We start from the raw sequence: 17564 nt of genomic DNA on the forward strand, positions 1-17564 counted from the left end.
CAGAGCCTTCCCTTCGACCAAGAATTTCTATGGCCGCGCAAATGGCCATTCGGGTAGGCCCGGCACATCAACGCGGAACGAGAAAATTGCGCCTGCCAATGGCTGGGTGGTCAGTTGCGCTTCGGTCAGCCCGGTGCGGGCGGTGGTGACAAAGGCGGTGCGGCGATCGTCTTCGCCGAACGCGATCATCGTCGGGCGAGTGACCGGCAATGCGACTTCCGCCAGAATCGCGCCGTCCGGCGCCAATCGGACAACACGACCGCCGTCGAACAGCGCCGTCCAGTAACAGCCTTCCTCATCGACCGATCCGCCATCGGGGCGTCCTTCACCCAAGGGAAACTGATGCAGGATGCAGCGACCGGACAGCGTGCCGGTGTCGGGATCATAGTCATAGGCGCGGGCCGCATGGGTGGGCGTGTCACTGTGGTAGAATCGTCGCCCGTCGGCGCTGAACGCTGCGCCGTTGCAGGTCAGCATACCGCTTTCGATCTCCTTGATCGTGCCATCGCCATCCAGCCGATAAAGGGCGGCATCCTGCGCGGACTTGGCCATGTTCACGCTGCCGGCCCAAAAGCGGCCCTGCGGATCGGTGCGCCCGTCGTTGAAGCGAATGTCGGGGCGATCGGCGAAGATCTGATCGCCGAACGGCACGGGATTGGCGTTCCAATCGGCCAGCGTCGCAAAGCCATCCTTCATTGCCAGCAACAGGCCACCTTTTGCGTCAAAGGCAAAGCATCCGACTGGCGCGTGAAAGAGGCGTGTTTCGTTCATACCCGTCGTCGGATCGAACCGATGAAGTGTGTTGGCGGCGATATCCACCCAGTACAGCCGGTGCTCGGCCCCATGCCAGCGCGGCCCTTCGCCCAGCAAAGCACACGCATCGAAGGCGACCTTGGGCAAAAATGTCTTAGATTGTGTCATAAAGGCTGCAATTCCGGAATTTGTGGCACTTCCACGGCTTAGCCCGATTGCATATTGCGAGAGGGGGGCTAAGCACAAGCGACACTATTTTTGTCCCGACCGCGAAAGGCTGGATATGGCAAAGCCCGCCCCCTGGCGCCTCGAAATCGATCGCTATCCCTTCGTCAAAACCATGGCCACACGGTTTCGTGATCTCGACATCATGGGGCACGTCAACAATGTCGCCATGGCCGGAATTTTCGAGACGGCACGCGTCCACTTTCATCGGCATCTGGGTCGCCATCCGCAGGATCAGGGTGTCCGCTGGCTCATCGCATCGGTGCATGTCGAATATCTGCAGGAAGCACACTTCCCTGACGAAGTGACCGTGGGCTGCTCCATTGCAAAGATCGGCAATACGAGCTGGACGATATATGCAGCCGCGTTCCAGAACGGTGAGTGCGTTGCGACTTGCGATTGCGTGGTGGTGACGCATGGTCCAGGCGGCAGGCGGGTTGTGGACGGGGCCTTGCGTACCGCAATGGAAGCCAACCGGTTTCGCGAAGGTTGATGCGGCGTTAACTATTTCTTTGCAGTCGGGTGACTAAACGTCAGGTTCCAAAAGCTTGGAATTGTCGCCATGTTCCGATTTCCCCGCAGCCAGAATATCACGCCAGATGTTCGAGATACCGCGTCGGCCCCGTCGCGCCGCCTGCGGTTGCTAGTGGTCGATGAAAATCCCACGGCGCTGTCCGTCATCGGGCGTCGGCTTTCGCACATGGGACATGACGTGGTGCTGGCCCAGAATGGCTTTGCCGGATTGTCCTTCCTGAATGCCCAGCGGTTCGATCTTATCATTCTGGACATGGGCATGACGGCGTTGTCCGGAGTGGACACGCTGCGCAAGATGCAGGCGTCCGGCATGATGGTAGGCGCCAGCACGCTGATGATCACGGGGCGAAGCGATTCGTCCGCCATTGTCGAAGCGCTGGAGGCCGGGGCGGACGACCAGATCGTCAAACCCTTCGATTTCGAGGTGCTGGATGCGCGCATCCGTCACATCGTTTCGCGCGCTCAGCGGATCGCGGATCTCAAGCGCCACAACGAAACGCTGGATGCCCGGATCGCCCGCCGCGCCGTCGAACTGGGCGAGGCGCGCACCCAGTTGGAGGAACTGACCGCCGACCGGACACGGATTGCGCAATCCATTCAGATGTTGACCGAACAACTCGCGCAACTCAACGCGGCGCGCGCGCAGGCCTAACCCGCCGCAATTTCCAGCCAGAGCGACAGGCCGGGACCCGGTTCGGTTGGGGCTATTTCGGTCATTATGCGCTGTGCATCGGCACGCGCACGCGTGAGAATCTCCGCCGGTACATTGGCAGCATGGTAGATGCGATCCGCTTCACCCATCAATCTGGCCGTGCCAAGCGTCAGGTCGTCGGGATCGCCCGATGTCAGCAGGATAGCGATCATCCGATCCGCCACAGGTTCCCCCGCAGACGCCAGCCAGCGCGCGGTTGCTTCGGCATCCTGCACGGCGAGCGGGTCCAGCATCCCACCGCTGGCGAGGGCAGCGTCCAGCGCCCGCCGCCTTTGCGCAGGAAGCGGCCAGCGTTCTTTCATCATGGGCCGCGCGGCTTCCAGTGCCAGCGCCAATGCGCCGAGTGTCGCGGGGAGCAACGCTTCGATCCGCTGCCTTACCACTTTGGCCAATCCCGCCGACGCGCCGCCGGTTCCCACGGCGATCAACACCGGATCGCGATCGACGATGGCGGGCAAAGTGAAATCGCACAGGGTGGGCCGATCGACGGCGTTCACCAATATGCCGCGCGCCTTCAGTCTTGCGATGGCGGCTTCCGCATCGGCATCGTCGTCAATGGCGACAATGGCGAGCGCCGCTTGCGCGTCTTCGTCGACGATCCGCGCGCCTGCCCGTTCCAGCAACCGGCGCTTGGCGTCTGCCGCTTCGCCTTCACCCAGCAGGATTACAGGCCGATCCGCCAGTCGAACGAACAGCGGCAGGCTATGCATTGGCCCTACTTGGCCCAGTCGGGGATGATGTCGCCGTCGATCAGCGTCTGGATCGGCGGGCGGGGGCGCACGATGGCCCATTTGTCGCCCGATACCAGCACTTCGGGCGTGAGCGCGCGGCTGTTATAGGTGTTGGCCATCGTCGCGCCATAAGCGCCTGCCGTCATGAAGGCGACGAGATCGCCGGCCTGCACATGATCCATCGCGCGGTTCGTCGCGAAAGTATCGCCGCTTTCGCACACCGGGCCGACGACATTGGCGGTGGTCGACTTTCCGCTGGGCTTCACGGCGCGAATATCATGCCATGCGTCGTAGAGGCTGGGGCGGAGGAGGTCGTTCATGGCCGCGTCGACGATCACGAAAGGCTGTGTCGCGCCCTGCTTCACCCGCACCACGCGCGAAATAAGGGCACCGGCGTTGCCGACGATGACGCGCCCCGGCTCGAACATCAGCCGTACGCCCCAATCCTGCGTCAAGCGCGTCACCATCGCGCCATAGTCGGCGGGGCTGGGGGGCACAGGCAAAGCCGGATCGTAGGGCACGCCCAGGCCACCGCCCAGATCAGCGGTGCGGATATCGTGGCCTTCGTCGCTTAATGCTTCGATGAGCGCGCCGACTTTCACGAAAGCCGCTTCCAAAGGTGCAAGGTCGGTCAACTGGCTGCCGATATGGACGGCAACGCCCTGGACATCCAGGCCCGGCAACTGCGCAGCGCGATCATAGGCGGCGATGGCGCGATCATAGGGAATGCCGAACTTGTTTTCCGACTTGCCCGTCGAAATCTTGGCATGCGTGCCAGCATCGACATCGGGGTTGATGCGATAGGCGACGCGCGCGACCTTGCCCATTGCCACCGCGACGGCATTGAGCATTTCGGCTTCCGGTTCGCTTTCCAGATTGAACTGGAAAATGCCCTTTTCGAGTGCGAGTCGCATTTCCTCTTCGGTCTTGCCGACGCCGGAAAACACGACGCGATCCGCCGGGATGCCTGCCGCCAAGGCGCGCAGCAACTCGCCCCCCGACACGACATCGGCGCCAAGCCCCAGCTTGGCGAGCGTGGCCAGCACCGCTGCATTGGGATTGGCCTTCACCGCAAAGGCGATGAGCGGATTGTCGAGCGCGCCAAGCGCTTCGCGAAACACGCCGACATGGCGCGTCAGCGTTGCAGTGGAATAGACGTAGACGGGCGTGCCGACGGCATCGGCGATGGCCGCCATCGGCACCTGTTCGACGTGCATGGCGCCGTCGCGATATTCGAAATGATCCATGAGCGTCGCTTAGTGGGCGCTGGGCGGCAAGTCGAATGGATCGTCAGTGCGTTCCTTCGATTGTGTCAATAATTCCGCATTGCGTTCGGGGCGGGACTGCGTGGAGGGCGTCATCAGTTCCTGTGCCGTTTGCGGGGCAGTGGCGCCGAGCGCTGTGGGGATTGGCCGCGCGCCCTCTGCGGGCTTGAGCGCCTGGCGTCCGCCACAGGCCGCAAGTGTCGCCAACAGAGCGAGGCTGATCGCCAGTTTACGGGTCATGCGGCATGCTCCTTGGCGCGGGCTTCGGCAATGCGGGCGCGCACCTGATCGGGGGCGGTGCCGCCATGGCTGCGGCGGCTGGCGACCGATGCGTCGACCGTCAGCACGGCATAGAGGCCGTCGGTGATTCGCGCGTCGATGTCCTGGAGGTCCGCGAGCGGCAGATCGGCAAGCTGCACCCCGCGATCCTCGGCCAGTTTGACGGCGCGACCGGTGATATGATGCGCTTCGCGGAACGGCACATTGGCTTCGCGCACCAGCCAGTCGGCCAGATCGGTGGCGGTCGCATAGCCGCTTTCCGCCAGGCCACGCATCCGGTCGGTGCGGAAGGTCACGGTTTCGATCATGCCGGTCATCGCGGCGATGGACAGACCCAGCAGGTCGTGCGCCTCGAACACTGGGGGTTTGTCGTCCTGCATATCCTTGGAATAAGCGAGCGGCAGGCCCTTCATCGTGATGACCAGCGCCGTCATGCAGCCTGCGATCCGTCCGGCATGGCCGCGCACCAGTTCGGCTGCATCGGGATTGCGCTTTTGCGGCATGATCGAACTGCCGGTGGAATAGGCGTCGGGCAGTTTGACGAAGCCGAAGGGCTGGCTTGCCCAGATGACGAATTCTTCGGCAAGGCGGGAGAGGTGAAGGCTGCATTGGGTCGCGGCCATCAGATAATCGAGCGCGAAGTCGCGATCCGATACGCTGTCGAGGCTGTTGCCGGTGGGCCGGTCGAAGCCGAGTGCCGCCGCCGTAGCGTGACGATCGATCGGAAAGCCTGTGCCTGCCAGCGCCGCTGCACCCAGCGGACATTCGTTCATCCGCACCCGTGCATCAGCAAAGCGCGACCGGTCCCGGCCGATCATCGCATGATAAGCCATTAGATGGTGCCCCAGCGTTACGGGCTGCGCCGACTGCAAATGTGTGAAGCCGGGCATCACCGCATCGGTATGGTCTTCGGCGCGCGTCAGCAACGTGGATTGCAAGGCGGCGAGGCCTGCTTCGACCTGATCGATGGCGTCGCGCACCCAGAGGCGGAAATCGGTCGCGACCTGATCGTTGCGCGAGCGCGCGGTGTGGAGTCGTCCGGCAACCGGCCCGATCAATTCGGCCAGCCGCGATTCGGTGACCATGTGAATATCTTCAAGGTCGAGATCGACGGGTACGCCGTTCGCCGCATATTCGCCGGCGACCTGATCCAGACCGGCGCTGATCGTTGCCGCATCCTCGGTCGAAACGATGCCTTGTTGCCCCAGCATGGCGACATGCGCCTTCGATCCGGCGATATCCTGTTGCCACAATCGCTTGTCGAAGGGGATGGAGGCGTTTATCTCGCGCATGACTGAAGCCGGGCCGGCGGCAAAACGCCCGCCCCACATGCTATTGGAGACTTCCTTGCGATCCGTAATGGCCTTGCTCCTGATGACCGGCGTGCTTGGCGCATGCGATAGGCAATCCCCGCCCTCCGGGCAAGACGCTGCGGCGAATGCGTCGTCAGCCAATGTCACGGCGGCTGCAACGCCCGACGAAGTGCCCAGCACAGGCAAGGCGGAGGACAGTGCTGCGTTCAAATTTACGCTGGATCGCAGCAAGGCTGGCACGCCCGCGCCGAAGTTCACCTTCGCGGCGCCCGGTGGCGGCGATGCGACGTTGCAGGATTTTGCGGGCAAACCCTTGCTGGTCAATCTGTGGGCGACATGGTGCACACCTTGCGTGGCGGAAATGCCGACGTTGGACGCCGTTGCGGGCAATTATGCGGCCAAGGGGTTGCAGGTGCTGACGATATCGCAGGACAGCCAAGGCGCGGCGCAGGTCGATCCCTTCTTTGCCAAGCGCAAATTCACACATCTCAAGGCGTGGTTGGACCCGGAAAATCAGTTCGGGTTCCACTATGCCACCGGCTTGCTGCCGACCAGTGTGCTCTATAATGCCGAGGGGAAGGAAGTAGCACGGGTGATCGGTGCGATGGATTGGCAGAGCAAGGAAGCCAAGGCGCTGCTGGACGAAACTGTAGGCTGAGGCACCTACATCAGGATGAAATGGCGTTCGCCTTCATCCAAACCAGCCTTCGTGCCATGATCCCTATCTTTGGAAGGTGATGCTTTGGCGCAGTCCTGTACCGTGTTCTTTTGCCCAGATCCTGGCAAAAGGCTGGCCAGCAGTGCGGCAACGATTACACTAAAAAGGGCGGAAAGGCTCATGGGCCATGACTATTGCGACGCGATAGCTGTCTGAAAGCTGAACGTTACGCAGTCGCATCGAATGGTACTCGGGCTCAGTCTGGCGCGAGGCTTTCCAATCGCCAGCCATGCGCCAGCGGCATTGCTGTCTCGCAAAAGGCGCATTGAGCCATCACGCGCCCCACGAGCCAATGGCTTTTCCCGCATCCGGGGCAGGGATTTGCTATGTTAGGGCGATACAAGGGCATAGGTCGCGCCACTTGCTGGGCACCCATTCGCTCTGGAGAAGAAGCGCTCAACATGTTCACGACGGGCCTCCCTTCACACATAATCCACACCAACACCTGGGCGGCGAGTTGTTTCCCTCTTGCGACGAAATCGATCGAATATTAAACTGCGGGGGCGTTTTCGACCGTGCGAGACTGCGCTTTCTCGTGTGTTTGGCCCTGCGCCCGTTGACTCCGTGTCGCCATGCGCTATGGCGCAGGCGCACCGGGATTTACCCGCTTTGACCGCCGGTTGATGTATGGTGCGACAGGGTTTCTGGGCGCCCTTCGTCTGACGTCCTATCGGCCCGGTCGCATCTTGTCGCATCCTCCCCCATCCGTGTGGTCAGCAGCCTTTGTGACGGAGACGCGCGACCTATGACAGCCATCGGACAGGACACCCTCAGCACCCGCGACACGCTCAGCGTCGGCGGCAAGGACATTGCCTTTTACAGCCTGAAGAAAGCGGCTGCCAAGCTGGGCGACGTATCCCGCCTGCCGTTCAGCATGAAGGTGCTGCTGGAAAACCTGCTCCGCTTCGAGGATGGCGTGACGGTCACGGTCGAGGACATTCAGGCGATCATCGATTGGCAGGCCGACAAGGGCAAGTCGCAGCGCGAAATCCAGTATCGCCCCGCGCGCGTGCTGATGCAGGATTTCACCGGCGTTCCCTGCGTCGTCGATCTGGCCGCCATGCGCGACGCGATGAACGCGCTGGGTGCCGACGCGACCAAGATCAATCCGCTGGTCCCCGTGCATCTCGTCATCGATCACTCGGTCATGGTCGATGAATTCGGCACGCCCAAGGCATTCGAAGACAACGTCGAACTGGAATATCAGCGTAACGCAGAACGCTACGACTTCCTGAAATGGGGCAGCAAGAGCCTGGACAACTTCAAGGTCGTGCCCCCCGGCACCGGCATCTGCCATCAGGTGAACCTTGAGAACATCGCCCAGGCGGTGTGGTCCTCGGTCGATTCTTCGGGCGCGACGGTTGCGTATCCCGACACCTGCGTAGGCACCGACAGCCACACAACGATGATCAACGGCCTGGGCGTGCTCGGCTGGGGCGTCGGCGGCATCGAAGCGGAAGCGGCGATGCTCGGTCAGCCGGTCTCGATGCTCATCCCCGAAGTCGTCGGCTTCAAGCTGACGGGTACGCTGGCCGAAGGCATCACCGCCACCGATCTGGTGCTGACCGTGACGCAGATGCTGCGCGCCAAGGGCGTTGTCGGTCGCTTCGTCGAATTTTACGGCCCGGGCGTGTCGGCTTTGTCGCTGGCCGACCGCGCAACCATCGCCAACATGGCACCGGAATATGGCGCGACATGCGGCTTCTTCCCGATCGACGGCAAGACACTGGATTACATGCGCCTCACCGGTCGTACCGAAGAGAACATTGCGCTGGTCGAAGCCTATGCCAAGGAACAGGGTTTCTGGCTGAACGTCGAAGACGCCGATCCGGTATTCACCGATACGCTGGAACTCGACATGGGCACCGTCCAGCCGTCGCTCGCCGGTCCCAAGCGCCCGCAGGACAAGGTCATCCTGTCGCAGGTCGACGATGTGTTCAACGCCGATCTGGAAAAGGTCTACAAGAAGAGCGCACCCGTGCGTGTCGATGTGGACGGAAAGGATCATGGCATTGGCGATGGTGACGTGGTGATCGCCGCCATCACCTCCTGCACTAACACATCGAACCCCTCCGTTCTTGTCGCAGCCGGCCTGGTCGCGAAGAAGGCCGTCGAATTCGGCCTGACGCCAAAGCCCTGGGTCAAGACTTCGCTGGCGCCGGGATCGCAGGTCGTGACCGATTATCTCAACAAGGCGGGTCTGACCGAATATCTCGATGCGGTTGGCTTCAACCTCGTGGGCTATGGCTGCACCACCTGCATCGGTAACTCCGGCCCGCTGGCGCCTGCGATCAGCGCCGCGATCAACAACAATGACATCGTCGCTGCCTCGGTCCTGTCGGGTAACCGCAACTTCGAAGGCCGCGTGTCCGCCGATGTGCGCGCAAACTTCCTCGCTTCGCCGCCTCTGGTCGTGGCTTATGCGCTGAAGGGTTCGGTCACGACCGATTTCGTCACGACCCCGATCGGTCAGGGCAAGGATGGGCAGGACGTGTTCCTGAAAGACATCTGGCCCAGCAACGACGAAATCCGTTCGGTCATGGACGGCGCGCTGACCCGCGAAATGTTCGTCAGCCGCTACTCGACGGTCTTCACCGGCGATGCGCGCTGGCAGGCAATCGACGTGACGGGTTCGGACACCTACACATGGCGTGCAGGTTCCACCTATGTCGCCAACCCGCCCTATTTCGAAGGCATGGGCATGACGCCGGCACCGGTTGCGGACATCATCGAGGCCAAGCCGCTGGCGATCTTCGGCGATTCGATCACCACCGATCACATCTCGCCCGCCGGCAACATCAAGGCATCTTCGCCTGCCGGTGTCTGGTTGCAGGAACATCAGGTCGCACAGGCAGACTTCAACAGCTATGGCGCACGCCGTGGCCATCATGAAGTGATGATGCGCGGCACCTTCGCCAACATCCGCATCAAGAACCAGATGCTGGACGGCGTCGAAGGCGGCATGACTCGCTACAATGGCGAAACGATGCCGATCTATGACGCAGCGATGCGCCACAAGGCCGACGGTACGCCGCTGGTCGTGATCGCAGGCAAGGAATATGGCACCGGATCGTCGCGCGACTGGGCCGCGAAGGGCACCAATCTGCTGGGCGTGCGCGTCGTCATCACCGAAAGCTTTGAGCGTATTCACCGTTCGAACCTGGTCGGCATGGGCGTGTTGCCGCTGCAGTTCGCCGAAGGCCAGAGCCGCGAAACGCTGGGTCTGACGGGCGACGAAACCTTCACCATCACGGGCGTCTCGGGCCTCAAGCCACGCCAGATGGTGCCGGTGCAGGTCACCCGCGCCGACGGTTCGACCTTCACCTTCGAAGCGCTGTGCCGCATCGATACCGTGAACGAACTGGATTACTTCCTGAACGGTGGCATCCTGCCCTACGTGCTGCGCAAGCTGGCAGCATAAGGCACCGGTCAGACGGTTTGCAAAAGGCCTTCGTCCCCCCGGACGGAGGCCTTTTCCGCTGCATGAGTTGCGCCGCGCAACTATATGACATTGTCATATCGCGCAGATTAGTCATGCCCAGTCGGGCATCCAGGCCAGTACCGTCATCTGAGGTCCGTTGGCCGAACGGGTGGAGGCACTTGTTGATCGGTCGCCATGCATCGATCAGCGAAGTCATACGCGCAGGCTCACGGCCATGGATCGGGAGGAGGCCGCGCTGGACGCGATGATGCGTGAGAAGATCGCGGAAGCTCTAGCGGATTCAAGACGTTCGATGCCGATTCCGCTCCTAATCAGAAGCGGTGATGGGGCGATCATGGTGGAGTGGCCGGAGGAAATGAACGCCTGATCGTTTATTTCCGGGCTGACGCGCTCTTGTCTCGAATCGCCTTGAACTCGCTGCCCGGTTTCCACTCCGGCCAGCGCGTTCCATTGGCCAGATCGCTGCCGATCCGCAGCATCAGGTCGATATCCTGCACCGCACCGTCCAGATTCCATGTCGCGTCCCACGCATCGCAGGCCTGATGATAGCATTTTCCTGTATAGCTATCGATCCACGCCTGCCCAGCGGCGCGTCCGCCCTGCGCCAGGTCAGCGGCACCGGCGATACCCATCATCAGCAGCACCGGCACACCACGCTTCGCCATCGAAAAGTGATCGGCGCGATAGAACAGGCCACGTTCCGGAAGATTTTCGGGCGTCACCGTCCGCCCCTGGGCCTTTGCGAAGGTGGCGAGATCGTCTTCCAGCGTGCCTTGGCCGACGCCAACGAGGATCACGTCCTTTGCTGTGCCTGCCGTCTGCAGGATATCGAGCGCAAGGTTCGCAACCGTTTTCTCCGGCGGGTAGACCGGATGCGTGGCATAGCTTTCTGATCCTAACAGCCCCCGTTCTTCGGCTGTCCATGCGGCGAACACCACCGATCGGGCAGGGGGCGGTCCTGACTTGATAGCACGCGCAATCTCAAACAGACCGGCGATGCCAAGCGCGTCGTCATTGGCCCCGGCGCGATAGATGCGGCCTTCCGCGTCGGCTGGTCCCTTGCCGTACGCATCCCAATGCGCGCCGAACATCACGATTTCATCGGGACGTTTGGTACCAGGGATCTTCGCCAGCACATTCTTGCTCTGCACTACTTCGCGCGTAACCGGGAAGGTCGCGGCGAAAGTTGCACTCGGCAGCGGCACAGGCTTGAACGTCTTGCTGCGCGCCGCCTTGCGTAAAGCCGACAGGTCCAGCCCGGTATCGGCAAACAGCTTCGTCGCGGCGCTGCCTTCGATCCAGCCTTGCAGCTGCAGGCTGGTCACCTTGTCCGCATCGCGCACCAGATCGTAGTTCTCGCCTTGCGGGCTGACGACTACGTTCCATCCATAGCCGGCCCCCGGTGTGTCGTGGACGATAAGCGAGCCAATGGCCCCCTGTCGCGCCGCTTCCTCGAACTTGTAGGTCCAGCGGCCATAATAGGTCATGGTCCGCCCGCCGAACTTGTCGAAGGCGTCGTCGCCCTTGATGGCTTCGAAATCGGGATCGTTGACGAGGAAGACGGCGACTTTGCCCTTCAGGTCCGCGCCCTTGAAATCGTCCCAGCCGCGCTCTGGCGCTTTTACGCCATAGCCTACGAACACCATAGGCGCGTTTGCCACGGCAACGGTGTCGGCGGGTTGCAGGGTGGAGAGATAGACGTCCTTCCCCACGTTCCAGGGCGTCGCCTTGCCCTTCACCGAAACGCCAAGCGCCTTCGCTGCGCCCAGTTTCGTGTGGAGCAGCGGCACCGGCTGCGTCCATTGGCCATCGGGTCCCCCGGGTTCCAGCCCCAGCGCCTGAAAGCGCGCGATCAGATAGCCGATGGTGCGATCTTCGCCCGCCGAACCCGGCGCGCGCCCTTCAAACAGGTCCGAAGCAAGCGTGCGGACGCTGCTTTCGATCTGTTTGGGATCGATGGGCGACGGCGCGGTTTGCGCAAGTGCGGGCGTGGCGAGGATCAGTGCGGCGATGGCGGGGATAATTTTCAACATGTGCGGCACCTTAGCAAGTGAGGCGGGCAGGGGAAGGGCGTTTCCTCTTCCGCCTGCCGCATGGATTGCTATGTGTCGGCTTATCTGTGTCGCTTCCCCAGCATGAAAGACTATCGTGACTGCCATCGCTTATCTCAATGGCGGCTTCCTGCCGCTTGCCGACGCCAAAGTGTCTATACTGGATCGCGGCTTTCTGTTTGCGGATGGCATTTATGAAGTGGCGGCGGTGCTGGACGGCAAGCTGGTGGACAGCGCGGCGCATCTGGCGCGGCTGGCGCGGTCGTGCGGGGAAATCGATCTGACGTTGCCGCTGTCGCTCGACGCTGTCGAAGATGCGCAGCGGGAACTGGTGACGCGCAATGGCATGACCGAGGGACTCGTCTATCTTCAGATTACGCGCGGCACCGATGCAGGGCGCGATTTTCTCTCGCCGCCTGATCTCACGCCGACCTTGGTGATGTTTGCGACGCATAAGGCCATCGTGGAGTCTCCAGCCGCGCGCCGGGGGATCGCAGTGAAGACCGTTCCCGACCTGCGCTGGGTGCGTCGGGATATCAAGAGCGTTGCCCTGCTGGCGCAGGTGCTGGCGAAGCGAGAGGCGCAGGTGGCAGGGTGCGATGACGCATGGATGGTCGATGATAGCGGCGAAGTGACCGAAGGCGCATCGGCCACTGCGTTCATCCTGACGCAGGATAATGTGCTGGTGACACGGCCCAATTCGCACGCTGTTCTGCCGGGGTGCACCGGCGCAGCGGTGGCTGCGCTGGCGCAGGAAACAGGCATAGCTCTAGAGCGGCGCAGCTTTACCGTCGCCGAGATTCACATGGCGCAGGAAGCCTTTCACACGAGCGCCTCGACCTTCGTCATGCCGGTGGTTCAGGTGGACGGGCAGGCGGTGGGCAATGGCGCACCGGGTCCGGTCGCCATGCGGCTGCGCGAACTCTATGTCGAATTCGCGCGCCGGACAGCCCTATAGCTACTCCCGCAGCGCGCTGTCGCGGATGCGAATGAGCGGGCCCAGAATATAGTCCATGATGCTCTGGCGACCCGATTTGATGTTCACTTCGGCGGTCATGCCGGGGATGACGGGTTTCCCTGCGCCAAATTGCGTCGTGTCGGCGCGCAGGCGGACGCGATAGAAGACTTCACCCTTCGTATCCTGAATGACGTCGGGCGATACATCCACGACCTTGCCTTCCAGACCGCCGTAGATGGCCGAATCATAGGCCGAAATCTTGATGTTGGCGGGCAGGCCGGACCATACTTGGCCACGATCCTTGGGCGCGATGCGAGCTTCGACCATCACGACCTTGTCGACCGGGACGATTTCCACAATGGGTTCGCCGCCGCGAATGACGCCGCCGACGGTCTGCACATAGAGTTTGTTGACGATGCCCGCCATCGGTGCGCGGATCTCTTCGCGCGATTCCTTGTCGGTATAGGCGCCCAGCGTCTCATCGGCCTTGGCCAGTTCCATGCGAAGCTTGGCCGCTTCGACTTTGGTTTCCTGCACCGATTTGGTCCACACTTCACCGCGACGGGCAGAGGTTTCGCTCAGTTGCGCCATCGCCTGCGGAATCTGGCTTTCAACGTCGGCGATCCGTGTCTGGAGTGCGAGAAGGAGCGAGCGCTTTTCCAGGACTTCGCGCTCCGAAATGGCTTCCGCTTCATAGGCCCGTTCCAGCTTGCCGAGCTGGGTCATCATCAACGTCTGTTCGCTGCGCAGGTTCTTGAGCCGCGATTGCAGACCGGCGATCTCCGCCCGGCGGGCGCGCGATTGTTCGGCAATGATGCCGGTTTCTTGGCCCCGCTGATTGCGACTGGAATAGAAGAGCGCTTCTTCCGATGCGGCGATATCCGGCGCGGCCTTCGCCAGATCGGCCGGAACGGTGAAGTTGGATGCGCCGCTGACTTCGGCGTCCATGCGCGCGAGGGCAATTCGCTTGGCGACGACGTCTGTGCGCGCATTTTCGAAATCGGCGGTGGTGAACTGATTGCTGACGCGCATCAGTATCTGGCCCTTGCGGACGCGCTGACCTTCGCTGACCAGCAGATCGGTGACGATGCCGCCTTCCAGATGTTGCACGACCTGATTCTGGACGGAGGGGAGCACCCGGCCCGCGCCGCGGGTAACCTTGTCCACCTGAAAGAAGATCGCCCAGGCAAGGAACGCGACGACGAGGACGGTCAGAACCTTGAGCACGCGCGTCTGGCGGTCGGTGCGGATGCGCGCGCTCCACGGTGCAATGCCGTCGATCGGTGCGTTGGCTACCTTTACATCGCCTGCGAAAGCGGCGGCAAGTTCGCGGCTGCTCACACCTTCGTAAAGGCTGGCGCCACCCATCGACCGGATGATTCGATCCCTTATCGCACTGAAGTTCATGTCGTGGTCCCCGAAAAATCTCAGCGGCGTTTACCACTCATTATCCTTAAGAATGTTTAATGATCCCACGACAGACGTGGGGACCGTACTAAAATGCATGCTTCAAACGATCAAAGCGGCGTTAGCCTCGTGGGGCGATTGATGGCGGCCATAGGATTGGGCGCGTCGCCCGATTCGCGTTCCGAGCGGGCGCGACACGCTTCTATAGCGGCGCGCAACTGGAACGGATCGATCGAACCTGCTTCGCTGGTGACTTGCCTGGAGCGGCTAAGTGCTCTCTGCGGAAAGCCGACACCGCGCGACATGCTGATCGCTGCGCTCCCCCTACCCAATGGTTTCATGGACCCGCGACTCGCCCCCATCGCGATGGCGCGCGCCGGACTGGATGCGCGGTGGGAGATCCGCCCCCTGCGTAGTCTTACGTCGCAAGATCTGCCTATCGTGCTGCAGTTGCGCGACGGCGGGTCGGTTTTGCTCATCGGCCTAGGTGACGATCCGCATGGTACGATTATCGATGCGACCGGCGAAAAGCTGGTGCCTATGCCGGTCCTTGAAGAAGTGGCGAGCGAGGATGTGTTGGTGTGCGGTCATGTCGATCCGGCCAATGGGCTTGACTTGGACGACGAACGGACCTTCGTGCGGCGCAACCCGCGGCTGTGGCTGGTCGGTACGTTCCTCAGCGAACGCAAGCGGCTGGGGCAGTTGCTCCTTGCAGCGGTGTTGCTCAACCTGTGCGCACTGGCGATCCCGCTATATATGCGCGCTGTGTATGATCGCGTCGTGCCCAATCTGGCGATCGAATCGCTTTGGGCTCTGTCGGCGGGTGTTGCCCTCGTCCTCGTGTTCGAATTTGTCTTCAAGCATGTCCGGGGCGGCTACATCGATGCCGTCGGGGTGCGTGTCGGGCAAGCGATCCAGAACCGGGCGATGGCGTCCTATCTCCACGCGCGAATCGGCCATGCCGACAACAGTGTAGGGGGATTGATGACGGCACTGCGCGATGTCGAGGGGCTTTCACTCCTAGTTCCGCAGGCAATCGTGACCTTCTGCGTCGATGTGCCGTTCTTCTTCGGCTATGTTGCGCTCATCGGCTTAATCGGTGGCTGGGCGGTTGCGGGGCCGATTGTCGGCGCTGGAGCCATGGTACTCGTCGGGATTACGGCAGCCTATGCTCTCAAACTGTCGAGCCGCCGGTCTTCCAAGTTGATGCACGCGCGCAGCAACCTGGTCGTCGACGTGACCGAAGGGCTGACGACGATCAAGGCGAATCAGGCCGAACGGCATTTTCTGCGCCAATGGGACATCGTGTCCGACCATATTGGCATCAGTTCGAAAGTCGCGCGCAAGTGGAACGACTTGCCGACTTCTATGGCAGGGCTGCTTGTGCAGGTCGTGACCGTGATGGTCGTCATCATCGGCGTGTTTCAGATCAAGGCCGGGATCATGACGACCGGTGCGCTCGTCGCGATCACGATGCTTACGGGCCGGGCAATGGTCCCGGTGTCCGCTGCCATCTCCATCGTATCGAAAGGCTATCAGAGCCTGTCGCAGTTCGCTGCGCTTTCAAAGATTCTGGGTGCCGAGCCGGAGCGTGAGACATCCGATCCCGCCGTCAAGACGCGCGCGATCAAGGGTGACATCCGCCTGCAGAACATCGTCTTTTCCTATAGCGAAGCGGCCACGCCGAGCCTGAAGGACATCACCCTGACGATCAAGCCGGGGGAGAAGATCGCGCTGATCGGACGCTCCGGGTCGGGCAAGTCGTCGCTGCTGCAGTTGCTGGCTGGTCTGCATCAGCCGCAGGGCGGTGCGATCACCATCGACGGCAACGCTATCGATCAATATGCCGTTAGCCATCTGCGGCAGAGCATTTCCTATTCGGCGCAGGACGCGACGCTGTTCAACACGTCGATCTGGGGCAATATCCTGCTGGGCTTGCCCGAGCCGGAAGCCGATATCGTCGAACGTGCTATTGCCGCATCGGGCCTCGACCGGTTCGTCAGCCGTAGCGTGGAAGGCTATGGCCGCAATGTCGGTCCCAATGGCGTCAAGCTGTCGGGTGGACAGCGCCAATCGGTGATTTTGGCCCGCGCCTTGCTGCGCGATCCGCCGATCTTGCTGCTCGATGAGCCTACGGCCGCGATGGACATCAACAGCGAACAAGCAGTGATGGAAGGATTGCGCGACGTCGCGAAGGACCGGACGCTAGTGATCGCCACGCATCGCATGGCGTTGCTCGATCTGGTGGACCGCGTGATCTGGCTGGAGGACGGCAAGATCTTTGCCGACCGCCCGCGCGCGGAAATCCTCATGATGATGCGCAATCAGCAAGCCGCCAGCCGGGCCGCATAGCCGGCGAATGCTGGTGAGGGTTTATTAAGGTTAATTGTCTACCAATCGCTCTTGAAACCGGTCCGCGTGCAGCCATGCGGCCAATATGTGGGGAATATTCGTGGCGGGTGCTTCAGCAGAAGGCGAAGTCAATCACTGGCCGGCGTTTGTCGACGTCCTGACGACCGTTATCATGGTCGTCACGTTCCTGCTCGTCATCATGAGCGCAGCGGTGATGGTTCTGTCCCAGCGTACCCTTCAGAATTTCAAGGCGCAGATCGAAGCGAAGCAGAAAAGCGCGCAGGACGATCCCGCCGGAGCCAATGGCAAAGGCGCAAAAAGCCAGACAGCCACGCAGCAGGTTACGGCAGAAGCCGGAAGCTCCAATGCCGAGCTGGGCGACATATTGCGCACTGACAAGCCTATCAACGGTAGCGAAGCCTTGACCATCCGGACGCGGGAAACCGCCGACACGCTGAAGATCCAGGTCAAGGCCATGGAGCAACCCGACGATTCCAAGGGCGTCGAAGTCAAGACTGCCGATGTTCTGTTGAAGGTATCGTTCGAGCCGATGGCAGTGCGTTACAATGACGAAACGTCCAAGCAGGTGCTCGACTTCCTCCAGACCCGTCAGGCCCCGGGCATGAAATATGAAATCTGGTCCTTTGCGCCGCAGAACTCCTCGATCACCGAAGCGCAGCGCCTTGCCTATTACCGGGCCGCGATGACGCGCAACCTGCTGGTTCGCGCGGGGATCAAGCCTGCCGATATCTACACCCAGATCCGCGTATCGGACCCGGCCTCCAAGGATGGCCACAACGTCCGTGTCGTTCTGAAACCCTGAC

16 protein-coding genes are annotated in these 17564 nt (G+C 61.8%); 8 read left to right on the forward strand and 8 right to left on the reverse strand.

From position 1 onward, the window contains the following. Positions 1 to 27 precede the first annotated feature (27 nt). Positions 28 to 921, reverse strand: coding sequence for an SMP-30/gluconolactonase/LRE family protein (locus tag QMG56_RS09725; protein ID WP_281822356.1), 894 nt, complete (start codon positions 919 to 921; stop codon positions 28 to 30). Positions 922 to 1036: 115 nt separating this feature from the next. On the opposite strand from QMG56_RS09725, the gene QMG56_RS09730 reads away from it, so the two are divergent. Both QMG56_RS09730 and QMG56_RS09735 read left to right on the forward strand, forming a co-directional pair. Next, complete coding sequence (locus QMG56_RS09730) at positions 1037 to 1471, forward strand: thioesterase family protein (protein WP_230186365.1); 435 nt, start codon at positions 1037 to 1039, stop codon at positions 1469 to 1471. Between the two features lie 69 nt (positions 1472 to 1540). Next, positions 1541 to 2164, forward strand: coding sequence for a response regulator transcription factor (locus QMG56_RS09735; protein ID WP_281822357.1), 624 nt, complete (start codon positions 1541 to 1543; stop codon positions 2162 to 2164). Here the strand turns inward: QMG56_RS09735 and QMG56_RS09740 are convergent. Genes QMG56_RS09740 through argH form a run of 4 tightly spaced genes read right to left on the reverse strand, consistent with a single transcriptional unit; the run spans position 2161 to position 5830 of the window. Beyond that, positions 2161 to 2934, reverse strand: coding sequence for a bifunctional precorrin-2 dehydrogenase/sirohydrochlorin ferrochelatase (locus tag QMG56_RS09740; RefSeq protein WP_281822358.1), 774 nt, complete (start codon positions 2932 to 2934; stop codon positions 2161 to 2163). The genes QMG56_RS09735 and QMG56_RS09740 overlap by 4 nt on opposite strands. A gap of 5 nt (positions 2935 to 2939) precedes the next feature. Beyond that, on the reverse strand, positions 2940 to 4202 hold the full coding sequence (lysA, locus tag QMG56_RS09745) for a diaminopimelate decarboxylase (protein WP_281822360.1): 1263 nt from the start codon (positions 4200 to 4202) through the stop codon (positions 2940 to 2942). A gap of 9 nt (positions 4203 to 4211) precedes the next feature. Then, positions 4212 to 4460: a hypothetical protein gene (locus QMG56_RS09750; RefSeq protein WP_230186368.1), complete on the reverse strand. Its 249-nt coding sequence runs from the start codon at positions 4458 to 4460 to the stop codon at positions 4212 to 4214. Continuing rightward, on the reverse strand, positions 4457 to 5830 hold the full coding sequence (gene argH / locus QMG56_RS09755; RefSeq protein ID WP_281822361.1) for an argininosuccinate lyase: 1374 nt from the start codon (positions 5828 to 5830) through the stop codon (positions 4457 to 4459). Before argH ends, QMG56_RS09750 begins: the two co-directional genes overlap by 4 nt. A 28-nt stretch (positions 5831 to 5858) precedes the next feature. Between argH and QMG56_RS09760 the strand changes: the two genes are divergently transcribed. Further along, positions 5859 to 6470 carry a TlpA disulfide reductase family protein gene (locus QMG56_RS09760; protein ID WP_281822362.1) on the forward strand — a complete coding sequence of 204 codons (612 nt, stop codon included), beginning with the start codon at positions 5859 to 5861 and terminating at the stop codon, positions 6468 to 6470. Positions 6471 to 6475: 5 nt separating this feature from the next. Here the strand turns inward: QMG56_RS09760 and QMG56_RS09765 are convergent, their stop codons facing one another. Beyond that, a complete protein-coding gene (locus QMG56_RS09765; protein WP_230186370.1) occupies positions 6476 to 6652 on the reverse strand; it encodes a hypothetical protein in 177 nt (58 codons plus the stop codon). A gap of 623 nt (positions 6653 to 7275) precedes the next feature. On the opposite strand from QMG56_RS09765, the gene acnA reads away from it, so the two are divergent. Together acnA and QMG56_RS09775 are read left to right on the forward strand one after the other, a co-directional pair. Next, the gene (gene acnA, locus QMG56_RS09770) at positions 7276 to 9951 is read left to right on the forward strand and encodes an aconitate hydratase AcnA (protein ID WP_281822363.1); all 2676 of its coding nucleotides are present in this window, start codon (positions 7276 to 7278) and stop codon (positions 9949 to 9951) included. Between the two features lie 235 nt (positions 9952 to 10186). Further along, entirely contained in the window at positions 10187 to 10339 is a 153-nt protein-coding gene (locus tag QMG56_RS09775) for a hypothetical protein (RefSeq protein WP_281822364.1), read from the forward strand. Positions 10340 to 10343: 4 nt separating this feature from the next. Here QMG56_RS09775 and QMG56_RS09780 read toward each other — a convergent pair whose 3' ends face one another. Continuing rightward, positions 10344 to 12005 (reverse strand): M28 family metallopeptidase, encoded by a 1662-nt coding sequence (locus tag QMG56_RS09780; RefSeq protein ID WP_281822365.1) that lies wholly within the window; start codon positions 12003 to 12005, stop codon positions 10344 to 10346. 115 nt (positions 12006 to 12120) lie between these two features. On the opposite strand from QMG56_RS09780, the gene QMG56_RS09785 reads away from it, so the two are divergent. After that, positions 12121 to 12981: a D-amino-acid transaminase gene (locus QMG56_RS09785; RefSeq protein ID WP_281822367.1), complete on the forward strand. Its 861-nt coding sequence runs from the start codon at positions 12121 to 12123 to the stop codon at positions 12979 to 12981. On the opposite strand, the gene QMG56_RS09790 is transcribed toward QMG56_RS09785, so the two are convergent. Then, positions 12982 to 14349 (reverse strand): HlyD family type I secretion periplasmic adaptor subunit, encoded by a 1368-nt coding sequence (locus QMG56_RS09790; protein ID WP_281822368.1) that lies wholly within the window; start codon positions 14347 to 14349, stop codon positions 12982 to 12984. Between the two features lie 180 nt (positions 14350 to 14529). On the opposite strand from QMG56_RS09790, the gene QMG56_RS09795 reads away from it, so the two are divergent. Together QMG56_RS09795 and QMG56_RS09800 are read left to right on the forward strand one after the other, a co-directional pair. Further along, a complete protein-coding gene (locus tag QMG56_RS09795) occupies positions 14530 to 16740 on the forward strand; it encodes an ATP-binding cassette domain-containing protein (RefSeq protein ID WP_281822369.1) in 2211 nt (736 codons plus the stop codon). 100 nt (positions 16741 to 16840) lie between these two features. Beyond that, positions 16841 to 17563, forward strand: coding sequence for a hypothetical protein (locus QMG56_RS09800; RefSeq protein WP_281822371.1), 723 nt, complete (start codon positions 16841 to 16843; stop codon positions 17561 to 17563). Position 17564: the final 1 nt, after the last annotated feature.

Source organism: Sphingobium sp. BS19, assembly GCF_027925545.1.
GTDB lineage: Bacteria > Pseudomonadota > Alphaproteobacteria > Sphingomonadales > Sphingomonadaceae > Sphingobium.

Coding starts and splice junctions, on each gene's coding strand:
- QMG56_RS09725 (WP_281822356.1), bottom strand. CDS start 921: ATGACACAATCTAAGACATTTTTGCCCAAGGTCGCCTTCGATGCGTGT.
- QMG56_RS09780 (WP_281822365.1), bottom strand. CDS start 12,005: ATGTTGAAAATTATCCCCGCCATCGCCGCACTGATCCTCGCCACGCCC.
- lysA (WP_281822360.1), bottom strand. CDS start 4,202: ATGGATCATTTCGAATATCGCGACGGCGCCATGCACGTCGAACAGGTG.
- QMG56_RS09730 (WP_230186365.1), top strand. CDS start 1,037: ATGGCAAAGCCCGCCCCCTGGCGCCTCGAAATCGATCGCTATCCCTTC.
- QMG56_RS09775 (WP_281822364.1), top strand. CDS start 10,187: ATGGATCGGGAGGAGGCCGCGCTGGACGCGATGATGCGTGAGAAGATC.
- QMG56_RS09750 (WP_230186368.1), bottom strand. CDS start 4,460: ATGACCCGTAAACTGGCGATCAGCCTCGCTCTGTTGGCGACACTTGCG.
- QMG56_RS09795 (WP_281822369.1), top strand. CDS start 14,530: ATGGCGGCCATAGGATTGGGCGCGTCGCCCGATTCGCGTTCCGAGCGG.
- QMG56_RS09735 (WP_281822357.1), top strand. CDS start 1,541: ATGTTCCGATTTCCCCGCAGCCAGAATATCACGCCAGATGTTCGAGAT.
- QMG56_RS09740 (WP_281822358.1), bottom strand. CDS start 2,934: ATGCATAGCCTGCCGCTGTTCGTTCGACTGGCGGATCGGCCTGTAATC.
- argH (WP_281822361.1), bottom strand. CDS start 5,830: ATGTGGGGCGGGCGTTTTGCCGCCGGCCCGGCTTCAGTCATGCGCGAG.
- acnA (WP_281822363.1), top strand. CDS start 7,276: ATGACAGCCATCGGACAGGACACCCTCAGCACCCGCGACACGCTCAGC.
- QMG56_RS09760 (WP_281822362.1), top strand. CDS start 5,859: ATGGCCTTGCTCCTGATGACCGGCGTGCTTGGCGCATGCGATAGGCAA.
- QMG56_RS09790 (WP_281822368.1), bottom strand. CDS start 14,349: ATGGGTGGCGCCAGCCTTTACGAAGGTGTGAGCAGCCGCGAACTTGCC.
- QMG56_RS09765 (WP_230186370.1), bottom strand. CDS start 6,652: ATGAGCCTTTCCGCCCTTTTTAGTGTAATCGTTGCCGCACTGCTGGCC.